Source organism: Actinoplanes sp. NPDC051346 (assembly GCF_040682215.1).
GTDB lineage: Bacteria > Actinomycetota > Actinomycetes > Mycobacteriales > Micromonosporaceae > Actinoplanes.
Window position 1 is genome coordinate 221,921 of sequence record NZ_JBFBAJ010000010.1, and the last position, 21,069, is coordinate 242,989.

General features: G+C 68.5%; 22 protein-coding genes and 1 pseudogene. 16 read left to right on the forward strand and 7 right to left on the reverse strand.

What is annotated here, in order from left to right:
- Positions 1-11: 11 nt before the first annotated feature.
- The gene (locus AB0M36_RS25030; RefSeq protein WP_364161432.1) at positions 12-137 is read right to left on the reverse strand and encodes a hypothetical protein; all 126 of its coding nucleotides are present in this window, start codon (positions 135-137) and stop codon (positions 12-14) included.
- A gap of 457 nt (positions 138-594) precedes the next feature.
- Here AB0M36_RS25030 and AB0M36_RS25035 point away from each other — a divergent pair, with 457 nt between their 5' ends.
- Positions 595-807 carry a hypothetical protein gene (locus AB0M36_RS25035; RefSeq protein WP_364161434.1) on the forward strand — a complete coding sequence of 71 codons (213 nt, stop codon included), beginning with the start codon at positions 595-597 and terminating at the stop codon, positions 805-807.
- A gap of 224 nt (positions 808-1,031) precedes the next feature.
- Here AB0M36_RS25035 and AB0M36_RS25040 read toward each other — a convergent pair whose 3' ends face one another.
- The gene (locus AB0M36_RS25040) at positions 1,032-1,484 is read right to left on the reverse strand and encodes a DUF5994 family protein (RefSeq protein ID WP_364161436.1); all 453 of its coding nucleotides are present in this window, start codon (positions 1,482-1,484) and stop codon (positions 1,032-1,034) included.
- 344 nt (positions 1,485-1,828) lie between these two features.
- On the opposite strand from AB0M36_RS25040, the gene AB0M36_RS25045 reads away from it, so the two are divergent.
- The 5 genes from AB0M36_RS25045 (at position 1,829) to AB0M36_RS25065 (ending at position 5,397) form a co-directional block, all read left to right on the forward strand.
- Positions 1,829-2,224 (forward strand): DUF5994 family protein, encoded by a 396-nt coding sequence (locus tag AB0M36_RS25045; RefSeq protein WP_364161438.1) that lies wholly within the window; start codon positions 1,829-1,831, stop codon positions 2,222-2,224.
- Entirely contained in the window at positions 2,224-3,231 is a 1,008-nt protein-coding gene (locus AB0M36_RS25050) for a nitroreductase (protein WP_364161440.1), read from the forward strand. The genes AB0M36_RS25045 and AB0M36_RS25050 overlap by 1 nt, the downstream gene beginning before the upstream one ends.
- Positions 3,232-3,702: a hypothetical protein gene (locus AB0M36_RS25055; protein ID WP_364161442.1), complete on the forward strand. Its 471-nt coding sequence runs from the start codon at positions 3,232-3,234 to the stop codon at positions 3,700-3,702.
- 209 nt (positions 3,703-3,911) lie between these two features.
- Positions 3,912-4,628: a GAF and ANTAR domain-containing protein gene (locus AB0M36_RS25060; protein ID WP_364161444.1), complete on the forward strand. Its 717-nt coding sequence runs from the start codon at positions 3,912-3,914 to the stop codon at positions 4,626-4,628.
- A gap of 37 nt (positions 4,629-4,665) precedes the next feature.
- On the forward strand, positions 4,666-5,397 hold the full coding sequence (locus AB0M36_RS25065; RefSeq protein ID WP_364161446.1) for a GAF and ANTAR domain-containing protein: 732 nt from the start codon (positions 4,666-4,668) through the stop codon (positions 5,395-5,397).
- A gap of 101 nt (positions 5,398-5,498) precedes the next feature.
- Here AB0M36_RS25065 and AB0M36_RS25070 read toward each other — a convergent pair whose 3' ends face one another.
- The 3 genes from AB0M36_RS25070 to AB0M36_RS25080 all read right to left on the reverse strand — a co-directional run bounded on the left by AB0M36_RS25070 (position 5,499) and on the right by AB0M36_RS25080 (position 7,282).
- Positions 5,499-5,696 (reverse strand): hypothetical protein, encoded by a 198-nt coding sequence (locus AB0M36_RS25070; RefSeq protein WP_364161448.1) that lies wholly within the window; start codon positions 5,694-5,696, stop codon positions 5,499-5,501.
- A 505-nt stretch (positions 5,697-6,201) separates the two neighbouring features.
- A complete protein-coding gene (locus AB0M36_RS25075) occupies positions 6,202-6,657 on the reverse strand; it encodes a universal stress protein (protein ID WP_364161450.1) in 456 nt (151 codons plus the stop codon).
- 127 nt (positions 6,658-6,784) lie between these two features.
- Positions 6,785-7,282, reverse strand: a complete 498-nt coding sequence (locus tag AB0M36_RS25080) for a hypothetical protein (protein ID WP_364161452.1) — start codon at positions 7,280-7,282, stop codon at positions 6,785-6,787.
- Positions 7,283-7,848: 566 nt separating this feature from the next.
- Here AB0M36_RS25080 and AB0M36_RS25085 point away from each other — a divergent pair.
- From AB0M36_RS25085 to AB0M36_RS25130, 10 genes and pseudogenes are all read left to right on the forward strand, one after another.
- A complete protein-coding gene (locus AB0M36_RS25085; protein ID WP_364161454.1) occupies positions 7,849-8,676 on the forward strand; it encodes a slipin family protein in 828 nt (275 codons plus the stop codon).
- A complete protein-coding gene (locus tag AB0M36_RS25090; protein ID WP_364161456.1) occupies positions 8,676-11,081 on the forward strand; it encodes a phosphoketolase family protein in 2,406 nt (801 codons plus the stop codon). Before AB0M36_RS25085 ends, AB0M36_RS25090 begins: the two co-directional genes overlap by 1 nt.
- Before the next feature lie 38 nt (positions 11,082-11,119).
- Entirely contained in the window at positions 11,120-12,121 is a 1,002-nt protein-coding gene (locus AB0M36_RS25095; RefSeq protein ID WP_364161458.1) for a nitroreductase, read from the forward strand.
- A gap of 67 nt (positions 12,122-12,188) precedes the next feature.
- Positions 12,189-14,903 carry a cation-translocating P-type ATPase gene (locus AB0M36_RS25100; protein ID WP_364161460.1) on the forward strand — a complete coding sequence of 905 codons (2,715 nt, stop codon included), beginning with the start codon at positions 12,189-12,191 and terminating at the stop codon, positions 14,901-14,903.
- A gap of 11 nt (positions 14,904-14,914) precedes the next feature.
- Positions 14,915-15,247, forward strand: a complete 333-nt coding sequence (locus AB0M36_RS25105; protein ID WP_364161462.1) for a cupin domain-containing protein — start codon at positions 14,915-14,917, stop codon at positions 15,245-15,247.
- A 43-nt stretch (positions 15,248-15,290) separates the two neighbouring features.
- The gene (locus tag AB0M36_RS25110) at positions 15,291-15,530 is read left to right on the forward strand and encodes a universal stress protein (protein ID WP_364161464.1); all 240 of its coding nucleotides are present in this window, start codon (positions 15,291-15,293) and stop codon (positions 15,528-15,530) included.
- A pseudogene (locus tag AB0M36_RS25115) lies at positions 15,491-16,288 on the forward strand (universal stress protein); the annotation flags it as partial. The gene AB0M36_RS25110 and the pseudogene AB0M36_RS25115, both read left to right, overlap by 40 nt.
- A complete protein-coding gene (locus tag AB0M36_RS25120) occupies positions 16,270-16,731 on the forward strand; it encodes a hypothetical protein (protein WP_364161466.1) in 462 nt (153 codons plus the stop codon). The pseudogene AB0M36_RS25115 and the gene AB0M36_RS25120, both read left to right, overlap by 19 nt.
- Positions 16,732-17,270: 539 nt before the next feature.
- Positions 17,271-18,044, forward strand: a complete 774-nt coding sequence (locus tag AB0M36_RS25125; RefSeq protein WP_364161468.1) for an ATP-binding protein — start codon at positions 17,271-17,273, stop codon at positions 18,042-18,044.
- Between the two features lie 311 nt (positions 18,045-18,355).
- On the forward strand, positions 18,356-18,691 hold the full coding sequence (locus tag AB0M36_RS25130) for an STAS domain-containing protein (protein WP_364161470.1): 336 nt from the start codon (positions 18,356-18,358) through the stop codon (positions 18,689-18,691).
- A gap of 590 nt (positions 18,692-19,281) precedes the next feature.
- On the opposite strand, the gene AB0M36_RS25135 is transcribed toward AB0M36_RS25130, so the two are convergent.
- Positions 19,282-19,593 (reverse strand): hypothetical protein, encoded by a 312-nt coding sequence (locus AB0M36_RS25135; protein WP_364161472.1) that lies wholly within the window; start codon positions 19,591-19,593, stop codon positions 19,282-19,284.
- A gap of 557 nt (positions 19,594-20,150) precedes the next feature.
- Positions 20,151-20,951 (reverse strand): LuxR C-terminal-related transcriptional regulator, encoded by an 801-nt coding sequence (locus AB0M36_RS25140; protein WP_364161474.1) that lies wholly within the window; start codon positions 20,949-20,951, stop codon positions 20,151-20,153.
- Positions 20,952-21,069 lie beyond the last annotated feature (118 nt).

A 21,069-nucleotide genomic window follows, 5' to 3' on the forward strand; every position in this document is an offset into this window, starting at 1 on the left:
CAGGGGCGGCATCACACCACCGATCCTTGATCGGCCAGTTGAATCAGGACCAGCTCGATGAACTGGTCCTGACCCAGCTGAAGTTGGCCCCTGATCGCGCACGCCAGGTCCACCATGAACATCACCACCACGACCACCGGCGCTACAGCGAAAGCATGAACTGAGCGCCCCACATATCCGTGCGACCCTGTCCGATGCCCGCTGAGCGTTGATCGAAGGACACCTGAACGCCGGCGGGCAGGCGCGCGCACGACCTGCGTGAGGCCTTCAACGCCATCGTGTACGCCACCCGCACCAGCGTCGCGGCGTTACCTGCCGCACGGCTTCCCGCCCTACCAGACGATCTGCGGGCGTGCGGGCGTGCGGGCGCCGCCGCCAGCGCCGCCACCTGGGCGGGGACCCCGGGAAGATCAGTTTCGGCGTCACAGGTTTCAGGGTTGGGGTTGTGTCGCTGAGTTCCGCCGTCACTCCAGGAAGGGCCCTGCCTCGACGCGTTCCGCACTGGTCGGCCGGTGATCAACGTGGACCTGGCCAAGGCCGGACACGGGTGGCCTCGATTCGTACCCCGGGCCGCGGAGGCCGGTCTTCCTGTCCGTGCACGCCTTTCCGCTGCGTTTGCCCGAGCAGGTGATCGGCGCACTGAACGTCTTCGGCACCGCCGAGAGCGGCGAGCTCGCCGACCTCGACGCACCCATCATCCAGGCGCTGGCGGACGTGGCAACGATCGGCTCGTACAGGAGCGTACGATCCGCCGCGCCGAGCACCTCACCGAGCGACCGCGGGGCGCACTCAACAGCCGCATCGTGATCGAACAGGCCAAAGCTGCCATCGTGCAGGCGCGATCCGTCTCCGTGACGACGCCTACGCGATCATCCGCAGGTATGCCCGCGACCACAATCGCCGACCGATGGGCCTGGCACGCGAGATCGTCGAGGATGCCACCAGCCTCCCGGAGCTGTGCCGGCCCTGAACGCACGGGGCCTGGTTCCGGACAGTGTGGCGTTGACCTCGGACTGAGCCGGCCCGTACGGTCAGCCGCTGTGCTCGATCTCGGCGAGCAGTTCAGGCGTACGGCGATTGTCGCTGGCATCCGCGGCGGCCGCCGACACGGCATCGGCTGACGCCTGGCTCGCGTCAGGCGGAACGACCATCAGGTCGAAGCGGTCATGGCCGAACTCGCTGATGATGGTGACCAGCCCGGCGGGCTGAGACGTATACCAGCCCAGCCGCACCACTCGGTGATCGACGGCGGCTCGCCGTGGATGCGGGAGATCCCACTCGGCGGTGTTCAACAGCACGTGCGTGATCTCGCCCCGGCGCCCGGCCAGAGCCTTTACCAGCGAGGGGAGTTCCCCGACGGCGTTCGTCGATCGGGGCCACCAGGCTCCGTCGAGAACGGTGGTGTGGGAAGGATGCGGGTCCAGCCGCAGTCGCACGGCGTCATCCGGCACTCGTACGGCCGGAACGGCGGTGGTCAGGGTCATGACGGTGCCTCTCTGTGGACGACATCCGCGAAATCGAGATCGGGCGCGACACGCGCTCATCGGAGAACGTCGAGAAGCCGGTGTCACTCCACCGTACGCTTCCCGGCGCCGGCCGCGCGTACAGTGGAATGGCGACCGTTGACTCCGTCATCGGTGCCGGCCTCGGTCGGCGCGCGCTCACTCGGTGGATACCGGGAGCGCCCCCTTCACGGCCTCGGTGGACCTCGTCCTCGCCCTTCGTTACCGGGCGGGCCCCGCGCCTGCGTTGGTCCCGGACGACGGGTACGTCCATGGCATCCTTGACCATTCATCCCGAGTCACCGGCTCCGAGCGGACCACCCCGGGTGCGGCTCGAACCGGTCCGGCTCCACCACACACTGCTCGACGGCACCTGGTGGCCGAAGTCGACGGACCTCAACGCGGAACTGCGCGTACTGGTGCCGGCCCTCGAACAGGTCCGCGGGCCGGTGACGCGGCTGCTGCTCGGCGCAGCGAACTGGTCAGCCCGGCCCCATCACATCATCGCGGCCGGCCGCGAGATCACCGTGCGGTACCTGGCCGGTCAGTCCCCGTCCATGATGACCGTGGTCTGCGCCGACGGCGGGATCTTCACCCTGCGGGTGACCCCGCCCGGGACGGCGCCCGACATGCCGGACCGGCCGGAACCCGAACGGAGCGAAGAGATTTGGGAAACCGAGGGAGGCGGGCTCGGCCGGCCGCCGACACGGGCAGTCCGATGATGTCCGCCCCGCCCCGCGCCGTCCGCCCGATCAGCCGCCGCATCACCAACGAGGCCTTCTACCGGGCCGTCGTCGCGGCCGGAAGGGCACCCTCAGCCCACAACATTCAGCCGTGGCGATGGCGGGTGAGCAACGGCATTCTGGACCTGTTCGCAGACGACGCCCGGATGTCCGGACCTTCCGAGTCGGACCGGCGACTCGCCACGATCAGCTGCGGCGCCGCCCTGCATCACGCCCGTCTTGCCCTCGCCGCGCGGGGTTGGCGGGTGACGGTGACCCGCCAGCCCGACGCCGCCGACCCTGGCCACCTCGCGCGCCTGCACATCGACGAAGCCGCCCCGGTAAGCCCGGATACCGCCGAGCTGGCCCGCGCCATCACCCTGCGTCACACGGATCCGCGCCCGGTCACCGGCGACCCGGTCGCACCGGAGGACCTGGACGCCATCACGGCGGCCTTTGAGGCTCAGCACGTCCGACTCGGCGTCCTCCGCCCGGACCAGCTCCTCGAACTCACCGTGGCGACGGCCCACGCCACCAACCTCGCACCGGCGGACGCCCAATGGCATGCGGAACTGGCACTGTGGACCGGCGGTGACCGGATCGCCGGCGCCCGCGACGCCCTGCCCACGCCCCTCGCGCACGGCGAGCACGACCGAGCCTCGACGTTCGCGGTCCTGCACGGCCCCCGGGATCAGGACCTCGACTGGCTGCACGCCGGCGAGGCTCTCTCCGCGGGCGCTCTCGTCGCCACCGGCCTCGGGGTGTCGGTCCTGCCGTTCAGCGCCCCGATCGAGCACGCCGCCGCCCGCGAGACCTTACGACGCGTGGTACCGGAACTCGGCGCTCCGTACCTGATGCTGCGTCTGGGCCGGCACGCAACCGAAACAGCTGCGCCGCACAGTCCACGGCTGACGGCCGCTCAGAGCATCGAGCGTGTACGCCAGGGTGAGCGTGCACGGCCGCTGGTCACCGCGCCTCGGCATGGACGTGTCGGCCGCGACCGGTAGGTGTCTGGCCGAGCCCCGTCGGGGGTCATCGCCGACCTGTACGACTTGGGCGACCCGGACGGGGCGAGCATGCCGTTGTGGTTGGCTACCCGCCGCGCGGCGATCGTGCTGCAGCCACCGGAGCAGCTGGCGTTGTGCCTGCCCACCACGTCGGGCCTGGACCGCCCGCTGCGCCGCGCCGACGCCCAGCGGCAATTGCCGCTGTTCGCGACCACGCCCGAGACCCGGGCCGCGGTCGCCGCCCGACCCCCACTGGCGAAGCAGATGCAGGCCCGGCTACCCGCCCGGCTGGAGTCCGCCCACGTCGCCCGTGACCTGGTCGCCCAGGCCTGCCACACGTGGCACCTGCCGCAGCTGCTGCAACGTTCCCGGCTGGTCATGTCAGAACTCGTTGCCAACGCCGTCGTGCACGCCGGCACGCACCCTCGGCGGCAAAGTCGTCTGGGCCACCGTGCGCCCTCACAAGAATGACTGACCCGGCACAAGGCCAGAACCTGCCCCACCTCGCGCTCAGGTCGGAGCCTGAAGTCGTAGGCTTTCCTGTGTTCGTCCTTACTGACCGGTCCCCCCTTTCGGACCCCGGCGTGGAGGTACCGCCGTGTCACATCGCGCACAGCGGTGTCCCCGCCGCCTCGGCGGCGTGTCGCCGTGTCAGCAGGGCGCAGCCTCCGGTGGCCACCATGGATGATCGCGCCGCCAGGATCCGCACCCTGATCGAGGGGGAGCCGCCCTCGCCGGGCAACCCCGGGGCGCTGCTGCGCCGGGCGTGTACCGCCGCCGCGGACACGTTGACCGCCTCGGGCGCCGGGATCAGCATGATGACCGAGGCAGGAGCACGTGGAATCTACGCCGCGTCCGATCCGCTGACCGAGCACATGGAAGAGCTGCAGTTCGTCCTCGGTGAAGGACCCTGCTGGGACGCGTTCGCCTCCCGGCGGCCGGTGCTGATACCTGACCTGGACCGCGAGTCACCGGCACGCTGGCCGATGTACACCCCGGCCGCCCACGACAGCGGCATCCGGGCGGTCTTCTCGTTCCCGCTGCAGATGGGCGCCGTACGCCTCGGGGTCCTCGACGTGTTCCGGAAACGGTCCGGGCCGTTGACCGGCGATGAGCTCGTCACCGCGCTCACCTTCGCGGAGGTGACCATGACGGCGCTGCTCGACCAGCACGAAGACGCCGCGACGAAGGGCCTCGAAGGCGACCTCGCCGAAACGGTCGAGCACCGCGCCGAGTTGTTCCAAGCCCAGGGCATGGTCATGGTCCAACTGGGGGTACCCATCGGTGAGGCCTCGGCGCGGATAAGGGCGTACGCGTACGCGCACGGACGCCGCCTCGACGACGTGGCCCGCGACGTGGTCGAGCGCAGACTCCATTTCGACCGGGACCTGCCATGACCGCACACTCGACCGCCAGCCAGCCCGGGAGGCAGGCATGATCACCGTATCCGCGCACAAGCTGGCGAAGATCTTCGTCGAGATCGCCGACACCCTCGTCGACGAGTTCGACCTGATCGACTACATGCAGACACTCACCGAACGCGTCACCGAGCTGACCGACGCGGCCGCCGCTGGCATGCTGCTCGCCGACCACCATGGCCGACTGGAATTCATCGCCGGCTCGGACGAAAACGTCACCCTGCTGGAACTATTCCAATTGCAGAACGAGGAAGGGCCCTGCCTGGACGCGTTCCACAGCGGCGAGCCCGTCGTCAATATCAGCCTCGGCGAGGCGGGTGCCCGGTGGCCCCGCTTCGCGCCACACGCCGCGGCAGCCGGTTTCCAGTCGGTGCACGCCTTCCCGATGCGGCTACGCCGGCAGGTGATCGGGGCGTTGAACGTCTTCGGAGACACCCCGGGCAGCGACTTCGAAGATGACGACGCCGCGATCATGCAAGCCCTGGCCGACGCAGCCACCATCGGCCTGCTGCAGGAACGCGCCATCACCCGCAGCGAGGCACTCACCGAGCAACTGCAAGGCGCCCTGAACAGCCGGATCATCATCGAACAGGCCAAGGGCGCCGTCGCGCAGGCCGCCGGGATCAGCATCGACGACGCGTTCACCGCCATCCGCGGCTACGCCCGCAGACACAACCGCCGACTGACCGAGGTTGCTCACAGCATCGTCACCGACCCACAAACCCTGCAACAGATCCTTACGCCATAGCCACCAAGGTCCGCCGACCGGGCGCATCTCTTGATGCCCACTGACATGGGCGCCTCACCTGCGCCGAGCCCCGCGGCTGCTCCGGAAGATCGTGGGATCGCTCATGATCGTGACGCCACGACGTCGCCGGGCGCCATCGCGTCCAGATCGATACCGAGCATCCGCAGCAGCGAGGCATTCTTGTCGGTGTCGATGAGCCCGGGGAATTCCCGGTCGACCCAGTCCGCTCGGGCGTGCAGTTGCCGGAAGCGCAGATCCGCTGTGACTCTGGCCTTGTCCACGTACGCGGGTGCAGTCATGTCTTTGTCCTTGCTGTATGCGGTGGTGGCAGACCTGCCAGGCGTGGTGGGCTGGCCACCACGGCGACGGCGAATGCCGGGGTTCCGCCGGCCCAGGCGAGACCGGCGGCACCCGCTAGCAGGATCGCTAGCGGCTGGGTGAACTGCGACAGCAGCTCGCCGGGCCAGCGCCGGCCGGTGCGCCAGGCCAGCTTCGTTGGGCCCGTACACGAGCGCGCCGGGCGGCTTTGCGACCAGCACAGCTAACCCGTGCGGTGAGATGCGCTGGTCCCGGAACAGTTCGGTGAAGGGCTCCCGCGCGTTCACCTCGGTACCGGCGCCGCCGGCCGCGATGATGCTCCCGGGTGCTGTCGTTGATGCGGTCATCGTCGAGGGCCCCCTCCACATGCCGGTAACGAACGATGCTGGCCTGCTTCGGCCAGAGCCGGTAACGAACGATGCTGGCCTGCTTCGGCCAGGGCCGGCATCGCATCCAGCGGAAGCGGGCCGACCCCCATCGCCGCGCCTATCCGGGAATGACGACCGTGGGGCACGTGGCGTGCTGGACGCAGTGCTGGCTGACCGAACCGAGCAGCATCCCGGCGAAGGCACCGTGACCGCGGCTGCCGAGGACCATCAGTTGGGCTCCCTTGGCGGCAGCCAACAGGACCTGCGCCGCCGGCCCTTCGACGACCCGGGTGGTGACCTGCACCGGGTAGTTTTCCCCGCCGAGCACCTGCGCCACCGTCTCGGCCAGAGCCTTCTCGGCGTACCTTGCGATGTCGACTTCGTCGATCCCGGTAGGCGTCCACCCGTAGGCGTAGGCGTACATGGGCGGCACCTGCCACACAGTGACGGCCTCGACGGTGGCGCCGGTCAGCCGCGCGTGGGCGAGCGCCCACCGCAGCGCTTCTCTGGCGCCGGCCGAGTTGTCGACGCCGACGACGATGCGGTGGTCGTGTACCTGTTCCTGATCGATCATGACAGACTCCGGAGATGAGGAACCCGCCGCTCGGCAGGGCGGGCTCGATGAAGGCGGTGGAACGGCGAGACCAAGCACGGAACGGCATGCGCGGTCCGGGCGCGCGGACCGCGCACGCCGATCGGGTCTACGTCAGCCAGGTGTTGCGCCGCACGAGCGGGAGCCCTGCCCACTGGCGGCCGAATCCCCAGGTCGTTCCGGTGCCGAGTAAGGCTAGGAGGACCAGTACAGCGGCGTAGACGAGGTGGTCGTCCATGAACGGGTTGGTGTCCGGTGGAAGGACGGCGGTCCACATCAGCACGGTCAGCAACGCGCCGGCGGCGGCGATCCGCATGCCGATGCCGAGCATCAGCGCCACGCCGATACCGAGCAGGCCGGTCATGAACAGCACGTCGACGACGGCGTTCCCGGCAATCGAGTGGTAGAAGCCGGCGAACGGGCCGGTCGCGGCCTTGCCGAGGAGCCCTACGGTGGGGCTGCCCCCGTCCAGCCACGCGTTCGCGGCGACGGTGCCGCGCCCGAGGTCGAACAGTTTGTCGAGGAATGCCCACAGGAACACCCAGCCGAGCGCGAGGCGGATGCCGGCCAGCAGGTACCGCGTCGCGGTAGCCGTTCGTCCGGTCATCGAGAATACGGTCTCCGGTACGGCGACCGAATGCCTTGCGCCCTGTTCCGGCTGCTCCGTGGCCGCCAGAGGGTTGGCCGGAGCAGAGGTTCCGTGATCATTGGCGATGTTGACCATCGCGCTCACATTCCTTCAGGTGTTCATGACGCATGATTGCGGCGCGTCCAGCGCGATCACGGATGGATCGGACAGCGGCGCTGCCTACTCAGGGTCTGCAACCGCGTCCTGTGCGGGCTTCAACGCGCCGTAGGTGAGAGTGAGTCGGAGAGGTCATCCACGATTGGTCGGAGACATCGAAGGCGGCGGAGGGCTCACGCCACCGGGGTCCCGGGCGACACTTTTCAATGTACTCTCACTTCGCCGGGCCTGCCGAGCCGGACGACGCCCTCCAGCGAATGGTGTGAACAGGGCGTACGGTAGAGGTGTCGCCCTGGACCCTCGGTGGCCGGTAGTTGGCCGTTGCGGGCATCTCGGCGTTTCTTCGCCTCCGCAGCGATCGGGTGCGTTCCTCGCTCAAACTTTTCTCGGGCACGACTATCCGGCTGCGGCCGAAGTCAGGATCCTCCATGTCATCCCTGTGGATCGCCGTCTTCATCTTTTTGATCCTCGCCCTCGCCGCGCTCGCCCTGAAGGTCGTCAAACAGTACGAACAGGGAGTCCTGTTCCGCCTCGGCCGGGTCATCGGCATCCGGCAGGCCGGCCTCACCGTGATCATCCCGTTCGTCGACGTGCTGCACCGGGTGAGCCTGCGCATCGTCACCATGCCGATCCAGTCACAGGGCATCATCACTCGCGACAACGTCAGCGTCGACGTCTCCGCCGTCGCCTACTACCGGGTCGTCGACGTCAAGAAGTCCGTCATCGCGATCGAGAACGTCGGCGCCGCGATCAACCAGATCGCCCAGACCACCCTGCGCAAAGTCGTCGGTCAGCACACCCTCGACGAGACGCTGTCCGAGACCGACCGGATCAACGTGAACATCCGGGAGATCCTCGACGTCGCGACGGAGGAATGGGGCGTCGTGGTCACCCTGGTCGAGCTCAAGGACATCCAGCTGCCGGAAAGCATGAAACGCGCCATGGCCCGCCAAGCCGAGGCCGAGCGGGAGAAGCGCGCGAAGATCATCGCCGCTGAGGGCGAAGCGCTCGCCGCCGACGCGCTCGGCTCCGCCGCGGACATCATGATGGCGCATCCGCTGGCGCTGCAGCTGCGTAACCTGCAAACCCTCGTCGAGCTCGGCGTGGACAAGAACAGCACCGTGGTGTTCCCGGCCCCGCTGATGAGCACCATCGGTGAACTCGGCACCTTCCTCGCCCGCGAGAACGCCGCGGCAACCACTACACCGCCCACGGTGCCGCTCAACGGCCAGCCCTGGCCGACGAAGGCGTCCTGATGACGGTGACCCGCATCGCCCCCCTGGTCGACACCTGCACCCTGTATGTGGCGCAGGGTGAGCCGCTCGGCGCCGTCGAGCTGCACCGCATCGACGCGTATTGGCGGGCCGCGAATTATCTGTCCGTCGGGCAGATCTATCTGATGGGTAACCCGCTGCTGCGCGAGCCGCTGCAACCTGCCCAGGTCAAACCGCGGTTGCTCGGCCATTGGGGCACCACGCCCGGCCTGAACCTGCTGTACGCCCACCTGTCGCGGATCATCGCCGCCCACGGCCGGGAGGTCATCTACGTGACCGGGCCGGGCCACGGCGGGCCCGGCCTTGTGGCGAACACCTGGCTGGAAGGCACGTACTCCGAGGTCTATCCGCGGATCTCGCAGGACACGATCGGCATGCAGCGGCTGTTCACCCAGTTCTCGTTCCCCGGTGGCGTCCCGTCACATGTCGCGCCGGAGACACCCGGATCGCTCCACGAGGGCGGCGAACTCGGCTACTCGCTGTCGCACGCCTACGGCGCCGCGCTGGACAACCCTGACCTCGTCGTGGCGTGCGTGATCGGCGATGGTGAGGCCGAGACCGGCCCGCTGGCGGCGTCCTGGCACTCGAACAAGTTCCTAGACCCGGTCGGTGACGGCGCCGTCTTGCCGATCCTGCACCTCAACGGCTACAAGATCGCAAACCCGACCATCCTCGCTCGTATCGGCGACGACGAGCTAGCGGCGCTATTCACCGGGTACGGCCACAAGCCCTACCTCGTCGCCGGCGACGACCCCGGCGCCGTTCACCAGCTGCTCGCCGCCACCCTCGACACCGTCTTCGACGAGATCGCCGAGATTCAGCGGGCCGCCCGCGAGGACGGCGTCACCGACCGGCCACGGTGGCCGATGATCGTGCTGCGTACCCCCAAGGGGTGGACCGGACCGAAGGTCGTCGACGGCCTGCCGGTGGAGGGCACATGGCGCGCCCACCAGGTCCCCCTGACGTCGGCCCGCGACGACGACGCCCACCTCGACGCACTCCATGCCTGGATGCGGTCCTACCGGCCCGAGGAACTATTCGGCGCCGACGGCGCGCCGCAGTCCTGGGTGGTCGACTGGCTGCCCCAGGGCGAGTTGCGCATGTCGGCGAACCCGCACACCAACGGCGGCCGCTTCCCCCAAGACCTGGAATTGCCCGACTTCCGCGACCACGCGGTCAAAGCCGGCGAAACCGCTGAAGCCACCCGGGTCCTCGGCGGCTGGCTGCGCGACGTCATGGCAGCGAACGCCGAGTACCGCAACTTCCGGCTGGTCGGCCCCGACGAGACCGAATCGAACCGGCTCGGCGCGGTCCTCGACACCACCGGCAAGGCGTGGCAAGCCCGCGTCGACGAGGTGGACCAACATCTGGACCGGCACGGCCGGGTCATGGAGATCCTCTCCGAGACCACCTGCCAGGGTTGGTTGGAGGGTTACCTGCTCACCGGCCGGCACGGGCTGTTCTCCTGCTACGAGGCGTTCGTCCACATCGTCGACTCGATGGTCAACCAGCACGCCAAGTGGCTCAAGACCACCCGGCACCTCGGCTGGCGCAAGCCCGTCCCGTCGCTGAACTACCTGCTCACCTCGCACGTCTGGCGCCAGGACCACAACGGCACCTCCCATCAGGACCCCGGATTCATCGACCACGTCGTCAACAAGAAGGCCGAAGTCGTCCGGGTCTACCTGCCGCCGGACGCCAACACCCTGCTCTCGGTCACCGACCACTGCCTACGCAGCCGTGACTACGTCAACGTCATCGTCGCCGGTAAACAGCCGGCTCCGACCTGGTTGGCCATGGACGACGCCGTCCTGCACTGCGCCCGCGGCCTCGGCATCTGGGACTGGGCGAGCAACGACGCCGGTGACCCCGACGTTGTTCTGGCCGCCGCCGGCGACGTCCCCACCGGCGAGATCCTCGCCGCCACCGACCTGCTCCGGCACAACCTACCTGACCTCAAGATACGGGTGGTCAACGTCGTCGACCTGATGCGACTGCAACCCGAGTCCGAGCACCCGCACGGCCTGCCGGACCCGGAGTTCGACGCCATCTTCACCACCGACCGGCCGGTCATCCTGGCCTACCACGGCTACCCCTGGCTGATCCACCGACTCACCTACCGGCGCACCAACCACCCCAACCTGCACGTCCGCGGCTACAAGGAAGAGGGCACGACGACCACGCCGTTCGACATGCTCGTCGTCAACGACATGGACCGCTTCCACCTCGTCATGGACGTCATCGACCGGGTCCCCGGCCTCGGCCGGCAAGCGGCCCTGCTTCGTCAGCAGATGGTCGACAAACGTACCGAACACCGCGCCTACGTCCGCCGTACCGGTGAAGACCTGCCCGAGATCCGCGACTGGGTCTGGGCGCCCACGCCGTGACCCGGCCCGCCGTTCAGCCTTCCAGGAGGGAATCCGCCATGACCGCCGACGCTGCGATCCGGGCCGCCGACACCCGCGCCGAGGCTCGGGCCCTGTCCGCCGCGGCCACCACCGCGGGCCACGCCCCGTCGATCCACAACACCCAACCGTGGCGCTGGCGCCTTACCGACAACCAACTGGACCTCTACCTCGACCACAGCCGTGGCCTGGAGGTCACCGACCCCGACTCCCGCCTCGCCATCCTGAGTTGCGGCGCCGCCCTGCACCACGCCCTGGTCAGCCTCGCCGCCGCCGGCTGGCACACTCTGCTCGCCCGCCTGCCGAACCCCGCGCACCCCGACCACCTCGCGCAGCTACGCCTCGACCACCGGATCCCGGTCATTCCCACAGCGATACGGCACCTGCAGACCATCGGCCTACGGCACACCGACCGCCGACCAACGCTCGCCGCCCCGATCGACGCCGACAAGCTGCACGCCATCGTCGCGGCCGTCGAATCCGCCGGGGCCGGACTGCACCTGCTGCGCCCCGACCAGGTGTATGACGTAGCTTCTGCCGCCGACCACGCCCAGCGCGCCGAGGCCGAGGACATCGCCTGGCGGGCCGAGCTCGGCTACTGGGCCGGCGGCACCCGCCCACGGGGCAGCGGCATCCCGGACGCCGCCATCGGCGACCGAGCCCCGCAGACCACCGTGCCCGGCCGCGACTTCGGACACCACGGCGACCTACCCATCTCCGACGCGCACGAGAACGCCGCCGCATTCGCCATCCTCTACGGACCGGAGGACGACAAGCTCGACTGGCTGCGCGCCGGCGAGGCACTCTCCGCCGCCTGGCTCACCGCCACCGAACTCGGCCTGTCGGTGCTGCCGCTGAGCGCCACGATCGAAGTGGCCGTCACCCGGGAACGCATGCGGGGCCTGCTCTCCGGCCTCGGCCATCCGCACCTCGTGCTGCGCTTCGCCACCAACGATCCAGCCGGCACCGCCGCCCCGCACACACCGCGGCTACCCACTGAGCAGGTGATCGAGCGAGCCTGAGCCGCTGAGGACACCACTCGACCCATACGGGTCGTCATCACCATCGCGACAAGGCGGCGATCGAGACATGACCGTACCGAAGCTGCATGCCTCACCGGAACTGGCCGGCGCCCCCGGCCCGCGCGGAGAGCCCGGGGCTGCTGGCCCCTCTTCGTCCGATGCCGTCGGCCTGTCGTCAGGTGAAGCCGCGGCGCGGTTGGCCCGCGACGGCGGCAACGTACTGCCGGCACCGCGACCGGTACCGCTGTGGCGACGGATCGTCACGCAGCTGCGGGATCCGCTGGTGCTGGTTCTGCTCGCGGCGGCCGGGTTCACTCTGGCGACCGCCGACTTCACCGACGCGGCGGTCATCCTGCTGGTCATCGTCGTCAACACCACCGTCGGCGTGCTGCAGGAGATCAAGGCCGAGCGGGCCATCACCGCCCTGTCGGCCCTGACCGCACCGGCCGCGCGGGCGGTCCGCGACGGGAGGCAACGCGAAGTTCCCGCCGCCGACCTCGTGGGCGGCGACCTGCTGGTCCTCGCGGAAGGTGACGTCGTGCCCGCGGACGCGTACGTCGTGGAGTCGGTCGCCCTGCTCGTCGACGAGGCCGCGCTGACCGGGGAATCCGTGCCCGTCGACAAGTCCGCTGCCGCCGCCACGGAAATGGTGGCGTCCGCGGCGACGGTGGTTTCGGCCGGCACCGTTGTCGTGCGGGGCCGTGGACATGCCGTCATCACCGCCACCGGTGCGGCCAGCGCCATGGGTCGCATCGCCGCCATGCTGGTCACCAAGCCCGGACTGACGCCGTTGCAGCGGCGCCTGGCCGGCGTGGGCCGGCAACTCGCCGTCGGTGCCTTGCTGCTCTGCACGGTGGTGCTAGCCCTCGGCCTGGTGCGGGGACAGCCCTGGCAACTGATGATCGTCATCGCGGTCAGCCTGGTGGTGGCCGCCGTGCCGGAGTCCCTGCCGGCCGTGGTCACCCTCAGCCTGGCCCTGGGCGCACGCCGCATGACCGCCCGCAACGCCGTGATCCGCAGGTTGCCCGCGGTGGAGACCCTCGGCTCGGTAACGGTGCTGGCCACCGACAAGACCGGCACCCTCACCGAAGGCACCATGGTCGTCCGCCAGTTGTGGACGACCCAGGGCGACGCATCCGTCAGCGGCTCCGGGTTCGCCCCTGATGGGCAGATCCACCGCGATGGGAACATCATCACGCCGGAGCAGGCACCCGACCTCGTGGAACTGGTGCGGGCGACGGTGCTGTGCAGCGACGCGTCGCTGCGAGCGCCCGGCTCGGACAACGACGACTGGCTCGCCGTCGGCGACCCCACCGAAGCCGCGCTGCTGAGTACCGGTGGCAAACTCGGCATCGACGTCGACGCGTTACACCAGGAGGTACCCCGGCAGGGTGAAGCGCCGTTCGACAGCGACCGCAAACGGATGAGCACCGCGCACCGGCTACCCGACGGCCGCATCCAGATCCTCTGCAAGGGCGCCCCGGAGGCACTGCTGAACCCGGCCGTCCTCACCGACGATCCCGACATGCTGCGTCAGGCCACCGACCGCGCCGAGACGTTGGCCGAGGGTGGGTTCCGGGTCCTCGCCGTGGCCCAGGCCGAGCGCGACACCGTCCCCGACGATGCCGCGGGCTATGAGCAGGGTCTGCGGCTGCTGGGCCTCGTCGCGATCCTCGACCCGCCGCGCGCCTCCGCGGCCGCCACCATCGCCGCGTGCCGCGACGCCGGCATCGCCCCGGTCCTGATCACCGGCGACCATCCCGCCACCGCCGCCGCAATCGCCGCCGACCTCGGCATCATCTCCGCCGGCGACGAGGTGGTCGACTGCCGTACCACCGACCCCGGCCCGGCCGCCGCGCGCGGCGTGCGGGTCTTCGCCCGCGCCACCCCGCAGCAGAAGGTCGCCATCATCGATGCCCTGCGCGACGCCGGTGAGGTCGTCGCGATGACCGGCGACGGCGTCAACGACGGACCCGCGCTGCACCGCGCCGACATCGGCGTGGCCATGGGCAGACGCGGCACTGAAGTCGCCCGGCAAGCCGCCGACCTGGTCCTCGCCGACGACGAACTCGCCACCGTCGTCGCCGCCGCGGAGGAGGGCCGCCGCGTCTACGCCAACATCCGCCGCTTCCTGCTGTACGCCCTGTCCGGCGGCGCCGCCGAGGTCGCCGTGATGCTCGCCGGCCCCTTCGTAGGCCTCGCGGTGCCGCTGCTGCCCGCCCAGATCCTCTGGATCAACCTGGTCACCCACGGGGTGCCGGGCCTCGCCATGGGCAGTGAACCCGCCGACCCGGCCGCGATGCGCCGACCGCCCCGCCCACCAGCCGAGACGGTGCTCGGCGCCGGACTGTGGCAACGCATCCTGCGCGTCGGTACGGTCATCTCCGCTGTCACCATCGGCGTCGGGATGTGGGCACACGCCACCGACCGCCCCTGGCAGACGCTGACATTCCTCGCCTTGGGCCTCACCCAGCTCGCCGTCGCCCTGGGATCACGCGCCCACCCCGGCACAGCGGCCAACCCCATGCTGTTCGCCGCCGTCGGCGCCGCTCTGCTGCTGCAACTCGCCGCCATCTATACCCCGCTACTGCGTCAGCTGCTCGGCACCGAACCGGTCACCGCCGCCGACCTGCTGATCGTCGCGGCTGTCTCCACCCTCGGCTACGCCGCCATCCGCCTCGACCGCCGCATCCACCCGACACCGCCCGCACCGGGTAAGGCCGGGAAGCCGCTCCGGCATCTCCGGAACCGGGCTGAGCCACCACCTGTACGACGACCTTGACAGGACATCCCATGCAGAAGTCTTCCCTGACCGCACTGGCCCGCGACCAGCTCGAGCTCGCGCACACCTCCTCCAGCGGCCGCAGCAGCTCCACTGTCTACGGCGGCCACGAGCACCAGCTTCGCCAGACGGTGATCGCGCTGACCGCCGGCAAGACGCTCCACGAGCACGAGAACCCCGGCGAGGCCACCGTCCACGTCCTGCACGGCCGGGTCCGGCTCGGCGCCGGCGAGACGTCATGGGACGGCGCACCCGGCGACCTGCTGATCGTGCCGGAGTGCCGGCACACGCTGGAGGCGCTCGAGGATGCCGCGGTGCTGCTCACCGTCTCCAAGCGCTCATGACCGCGTCGGAGCATCCATCAGACGAACCATCGGAAGGCAAACCATGACCAGCGCACCCATCCTCGTCGGTGTCGACGGGTCCGGCTGCAGCCTCGTCGCGGTCGACCTGGCAGTCCTGGAGGCCGCACTCCGCGGGCTTCCGCTCCGCATCGTGTACTGCGACCCTGGGCCGACCACCCCGCCTGGGCGCACAACGACACACCGGCGGGCGACCTTCCGTCCGCCCCGCGACAGGTTGTCCGGGCGGCCACCGACCGGGCGGCCACCGGCGAGGTGCCGGTAACAGGCGAAGTCCTGGCCGGGAACCCGACCACCGTCCTGATCCGCGAATCAGCCCACGCGCACGTCCTCGTGCTGGGACACCGAGGCCGGGGCGGCTTCTCCGCGCTGCTGCTCGGCTCGGTCGCGGCGACGGTGGCCGCACACGCCGCCTGCCCGGTCCTGATCACTCGCGGGATGCCGCCGACCAGAGGTGAGGTCCTGGTCGGTCTGGACGGCTCGCCAGCCGACGACGCCGCAGTCGGTTTCGCCTTCCATGAAGCGGCGCTGCGCAACGCGGACCTTCGGGCCCTCTACGCATCGAACGAACCGAACCTTACCGGCCCGCCGTGATGTTCCACGACGACGCCGCATCCGAACAGGACCGGATGCCGACCGAGGCACTATCGAGCTGGTCGCAGAAGTACCCCCAAGGTGGTGGCGCACCGACAACTGGTGACCGGCCGAGCGGCGCAAGAGCTGGTCACCGCCAGCGAGCACGCCCTACTCGTCGTGCTCAGCGCCCGCGGAAGCGGCGGGCTACCCGGCCGGCGCCTCGGCTCGGTCAGCCACGCCGTTCTGCACCATGTGGCATGCCCGGTTGTAGTCGTGCACCATACACCCCCACGACAGGGGACCAGGCGACCTGAACGCGCCTCCCCGGCTCCGCACTCGAGCCGCAAGTCAGCCACGCCTTGTGCGCGTACTGTCAGGGGTGTCTCCGCCCTGGACCCCGGCGCCTTTCCTCACGGCAGGGGTCGGCCATGGAAGCTTTCCAGGTAGTAATCTCACCCGACGTCATCGATGTCCTGCGTCATGAGCACGAGCAGATCCGACAGCTGTGCATCGACGTACAAGGGGCCGGGCCCGACCGGAAGAGGCGCCCGCTCGCCGCCCTGCGACAAGCCGTCCACCTGCACCAGATCGGCGAACTCACCGTTGCGCACCCGACCGTACGCAACAGCAGCCCGAACGGCGACACCATCGGCCTCGCCTGTCAGGTGAGGGGTGAACAGCTCGAACGGTCCCTCACCGAGCTCGGCCGACTCGGCGTCGAGCACCCTGACTTCGACGCCGGATTCGCGGCCTTGTCCGACGCGCTGCGCGACCACGCGGCGGAACAGGAAAGAGACGAGTTTCCGCTGCTGCGCCGCTACGTGCCCACGCAACGGCTGCACATGATGGCCAGCGCGATGCGGGACATCCGAACCATGGCCCTCGACTGAGACACGCCGCCCACCCGCAAGGGGACGTAGAATCGATCTCGCGAATCGACGGACCGGAGCCTATGGTACGCAGGTTGCGGAACTGGTTGACCAGCGGCGGGCGTTCGTCGGCGACGGGAGACTCGTAGTGCGCCGCTTGGCACGCGTCAAGATTGACCCGGAATGGGTGACACCTTCCGAGAAGTTGCCGGTCTATCATCAATACCCAGCGGGACGCACTCGCCTCGTCACCGCTTGCTACTCCAGACCACTGGTAGCGCACCACCGTCCCAGGTGGGTCTTGGAGTAGCCGTGACCGTCGATACTCGTCTCACTCGGTGCGTGCCGCACCTCTCGTCGCGGGCCTGCACTCGCCCTGGCAACGGCGCTGTTGCTCGAACCACCGACTCCGACTGCGTGGACCGGCTGGTCGAGAGCGTCACCATCGGCGACAGGGCCGCGTCCGGCGCTGTGGGCGGCACCCCGTGACCGCGCAACCGTCAAATGCTGAACCCCGGAACCCTCCGTACCTGTTTCCCCATGGCCACCACGCCGCGCCGGTGCAGATCACCGCGGACTTCGCCACCGCGGTGGTCGAGCTGAGTGTGCACGGCCGCTGGTCACAGCGCCTCGGCATGGACGTCTCCGCCGCAATCCGCAATTGCCTGGCCGAGCCGCCATCGGCGATCATCGCCGACCTGCACGACCTGGGCGATCCAGACGGGACGAGCATGCCGACATGGTTGGCCGCCCGCCGCGCGGCTGTCGTGCAGCAACCTCCGGTGCAGCTCGCGTTGTGCCTACCCACCACGGCGGGCCTGGACCGCCGGTTACGACGCGCCGGCGCCCACCAACATCTGCCTCTGTTCGCGACCATGCTCGAGGCCCGAGCCGTCGTCACGGCCCGGTTGCCGGTGGCGGAGCAGATGCAGACCCGGCTGCCCGCTCAGATGAGGTCCGCCCGTACCGCCCGTGACCTGGTCACCCGGGCGTGCGGCAGGTGGCACCTGCCGCGGCTGCTGCTCCGCGCCCGGTTGGTCATGTCCGAACTCGTGGCCAACGCCGTCGAACACGCCGGCACCGACATCTGGATCAGCGTGTCGCAACGCGGCACCGGACTACACCTGGCCGTGGGCGACGGTGTCGCCGACCTGCCACGGCTAAGGCACCCGGCGCCCGGCACTGCTCAGACGAGGTTGCCAGAACGAGGGTGGGGATTGCGGCTGGTGCATCTCGGCGCCGCTGCCTGGGGCGCCATGCCCGTCCCTGGGGGCAAGGTCGTCTGGGCCACCGTCCGCCCTCGCCACGACGATGTGGCTCAGACCGTTCTTTAGCAGATAGCCGCCGAGGACCAGCTTCGACCGGGCCGGTCGAGCGGTCCCTCCCGGAAATGCGCGGGACCAGCGCTCCAGTGACCGGGCACCATCCGGTGACATCCGGCCTGTCGCTCCGGATCAGTTCCCACACACGGTCCTGGTCTGCGTTACCGCGCTCCTCGTGGTGGTCGAAGCGGGATGCGCAGGGCTGGCATTCACCGGTCATGACTGGGGACCTCACGTCCGCCTCGGCACCGCCATGACGAGTTCAGACCCGGCACCACAGACGCCGGCATCCCACCGATGCTCGGGCTAGTTACCCCAGCGCTATGCAGGTGGCGGCCGCTCACCACCCAACCACCAATTCGGCCGTTCTGGTGTTGCGTGGCTCCCTAGACATTGACACCGCCCCGTCGCTGAAGGCGAACCTCAATCGGCTCGTCGAACGGCCCAGCCCTCGCATCGTCGTCGACCTGTCAGGCCTCGATTTCTGCGATTCCATGGGTGTCGGCGTGCTGGTGACGGCCCACGGTCGCGCCATGGAACGCGGCGGATGGGTGCGGCTCGCCGCCCCATCGCCCTTCCTGCGGCGCCTGCTCGACACACTCGGGCTGAGCGACTATCTATCTCTGCACCCCGATGTGGAAACTGCACTCAAGGATTGATGCTGACGGCGATGCAGCAAGCGCCAACGAATGTGCTGACCTGCACGATATTCCAGCAATGCCGCGACTGTTCGGGTGATTGTCAACGGCCACTCAGATCTCCCCGTAAACGGCCAGTTGTTTTCCCCGCTGTGTGACAGGTGATTGCAGCTGACAACCCTCGTACCGACCGACAAAGAAATTGCCGAGCTGACCGCAGCAGCCTCACCAGAAGACTGCGTCTTCCACGGCCGGAGCGGCGGCCGCAACTTCCGAGCCAGTCGGAACGAGGCGGCAGTGTCGAGGATCGGTGGCTTGGTGCAGCCTGAATCAGGGGCAGGGGTTCGTGAAATGGCGCTCGATCTTTTTAGATTGGATGCACTGCCGCGATCCGCGCTGCTGGCCTGCCATACCGCCAGCCGCTCAGCACAAGCGGCGCCGTAACTTCGGCGGAAGCGAGAGGCAGTCCAGCCGGCTTCGAGTCCCGTGCGGCCGGCACTAAATCGGTACCCGTGAGGTGTTGGCCACTCGCCGCCATCCAAGCGGCAGGAACTGCCAGAACGGGCCAGTAGTTTCACCTGCCAGTTCGTCGAGGGCCCGGTCGCCGATCGCTACGCGCGGGCCCGGACCTGCGTGGTCGACGGCTGATCAGCCGGGCCGTTGACGGCACCGGGGCTAGAGAACGACACCGAAGGCGCCGCAGGCTGGGAAGACACAGGTGGCGGCCACTGCGATGCCGTGATCTGCGCTCCGGTGACGGGCGGCGTGGGCGAGATCTGGTCGAGCAAGCGCTGCGCCATAGAGGCGTCGACTTCGAGGTCAGCGCTGATACGAACATCGGCGGCGGTCGCCAGGTCCACGACGTCGTCGCTGGTGAACGCATCAGCTCCGAGAGTGCTCAGCCGCCGCGCGAACTCCTGCATGTTAATCATCTGCAGCCTCAGCCTCGGGTTGCTATTGATCCACCGTAACCCCCGCCTCGGTCGGCGGTTCCCCCACCCACCGCCCGGGCTACTGCGGCCAACAGCGATGCCAGCTGCTCGGCGGTCCCCCATCTCTTCGGCGAGCCGATCGCGCACGGAGGCCGGCAGGGCCGCCACACTCTGTCCAACCCATGCTGGTCCGATACGCGCGGAAAAGTCGAGTTGGGTGCGTTCGAGAAGGTGATTCTACGCGGCCGCCCAGCAGCCGCGAAGGCCCGCGGCCCATGGCGGAGACAGCCTTCTGGTTTAGAGGTGCTACTCCCTATTTCAGATGCCTTCACCTGGCCGGAGTGCCACACTGCCGCCAGTGGAGAGCGTTCGGCACGCGACGTGCGGGAATACACTGAGCGTCCCTTTCCGGCTGGTGGAACTGCCATGAAACTTCAGAGCGATGTTCGGAGTGGAACCGGCTGAATGGCGTGTACCCGGTAACTCAATCTGTCGGTCGGCGTCGTCTCTTGTATTGCTGACGTAAGGACGAAAATCCAAGTTGTTGATTATCTGGAAATAAGGCCAATATCATGGGCGAGCAATACGGAACTCAGTCGGTCCTGCGTGCCGAGCTTGCGGTATAGCTTTTCCTGATGCTTAGTTACCGTACGGACGGTTATTCCCAGCCTCCGTGCTATCGCTTTGGCAGTAAGCCCTTCGGCCAACAAACCCAACACCGTTAGCTCGCGCGGGGTGACGCCAACGTCATCAGCTGGCATATTAACGGTAGGAAGCTCGCCGCTCTGACGCCCAATCCGAGACTCATGGAGCTTCTGCAACTCAGACGAATGTCGATCAATCCGAATTAGTAGAGCTTGTATCCGCTGGGCCAACTCCCGATCGGAAAAGGAAAAGTTTCGTCCTGATTTGCTGACAAGAAAGGCACGCAGCTCACCCCCGGCGGCGGGAACTGGAAGCGCTAACTGACGGCTTAACCCTAGTTGCGATCGGAGTTCGCTGCCGGTTGCGCTATTCCGCCAAGTTCGTTCCCCCACGAAATCATGAACGGTGGCAGGGGTCAGATTCCGCGTCGCTGAATAATAACGGGCAATGGGATGACGTGGCATATGCGTGTCTAACAGCGACTGCAGCGGCACCCTTTCTATTACTTCAGGCGAAAAGGCTTCCAGCTTGGCCGTGTTGATTTCAAGATCTACGCCTCGGTACAACCATGAGGCGTCGCCATGCAGCGCATCGGCGAGTTCCCTCGCCACAAGAGACCACCACGCAGGAGGGTTGGGGCAGTCCAACAATGCCATTATAAGATCAAGAATCTTCCTGTAGCCGCGGGCCGACATCTCACTCATGCCGATAGCATCCACCGCACGGAAGATCTTTTCTACGGGCCCTTCCTAATGTCAACGCCGCAGTCGGCCTTATCTCGGACAAAGTCCGCGGGCCTCACCTGGCAAGACGCCCAACCTA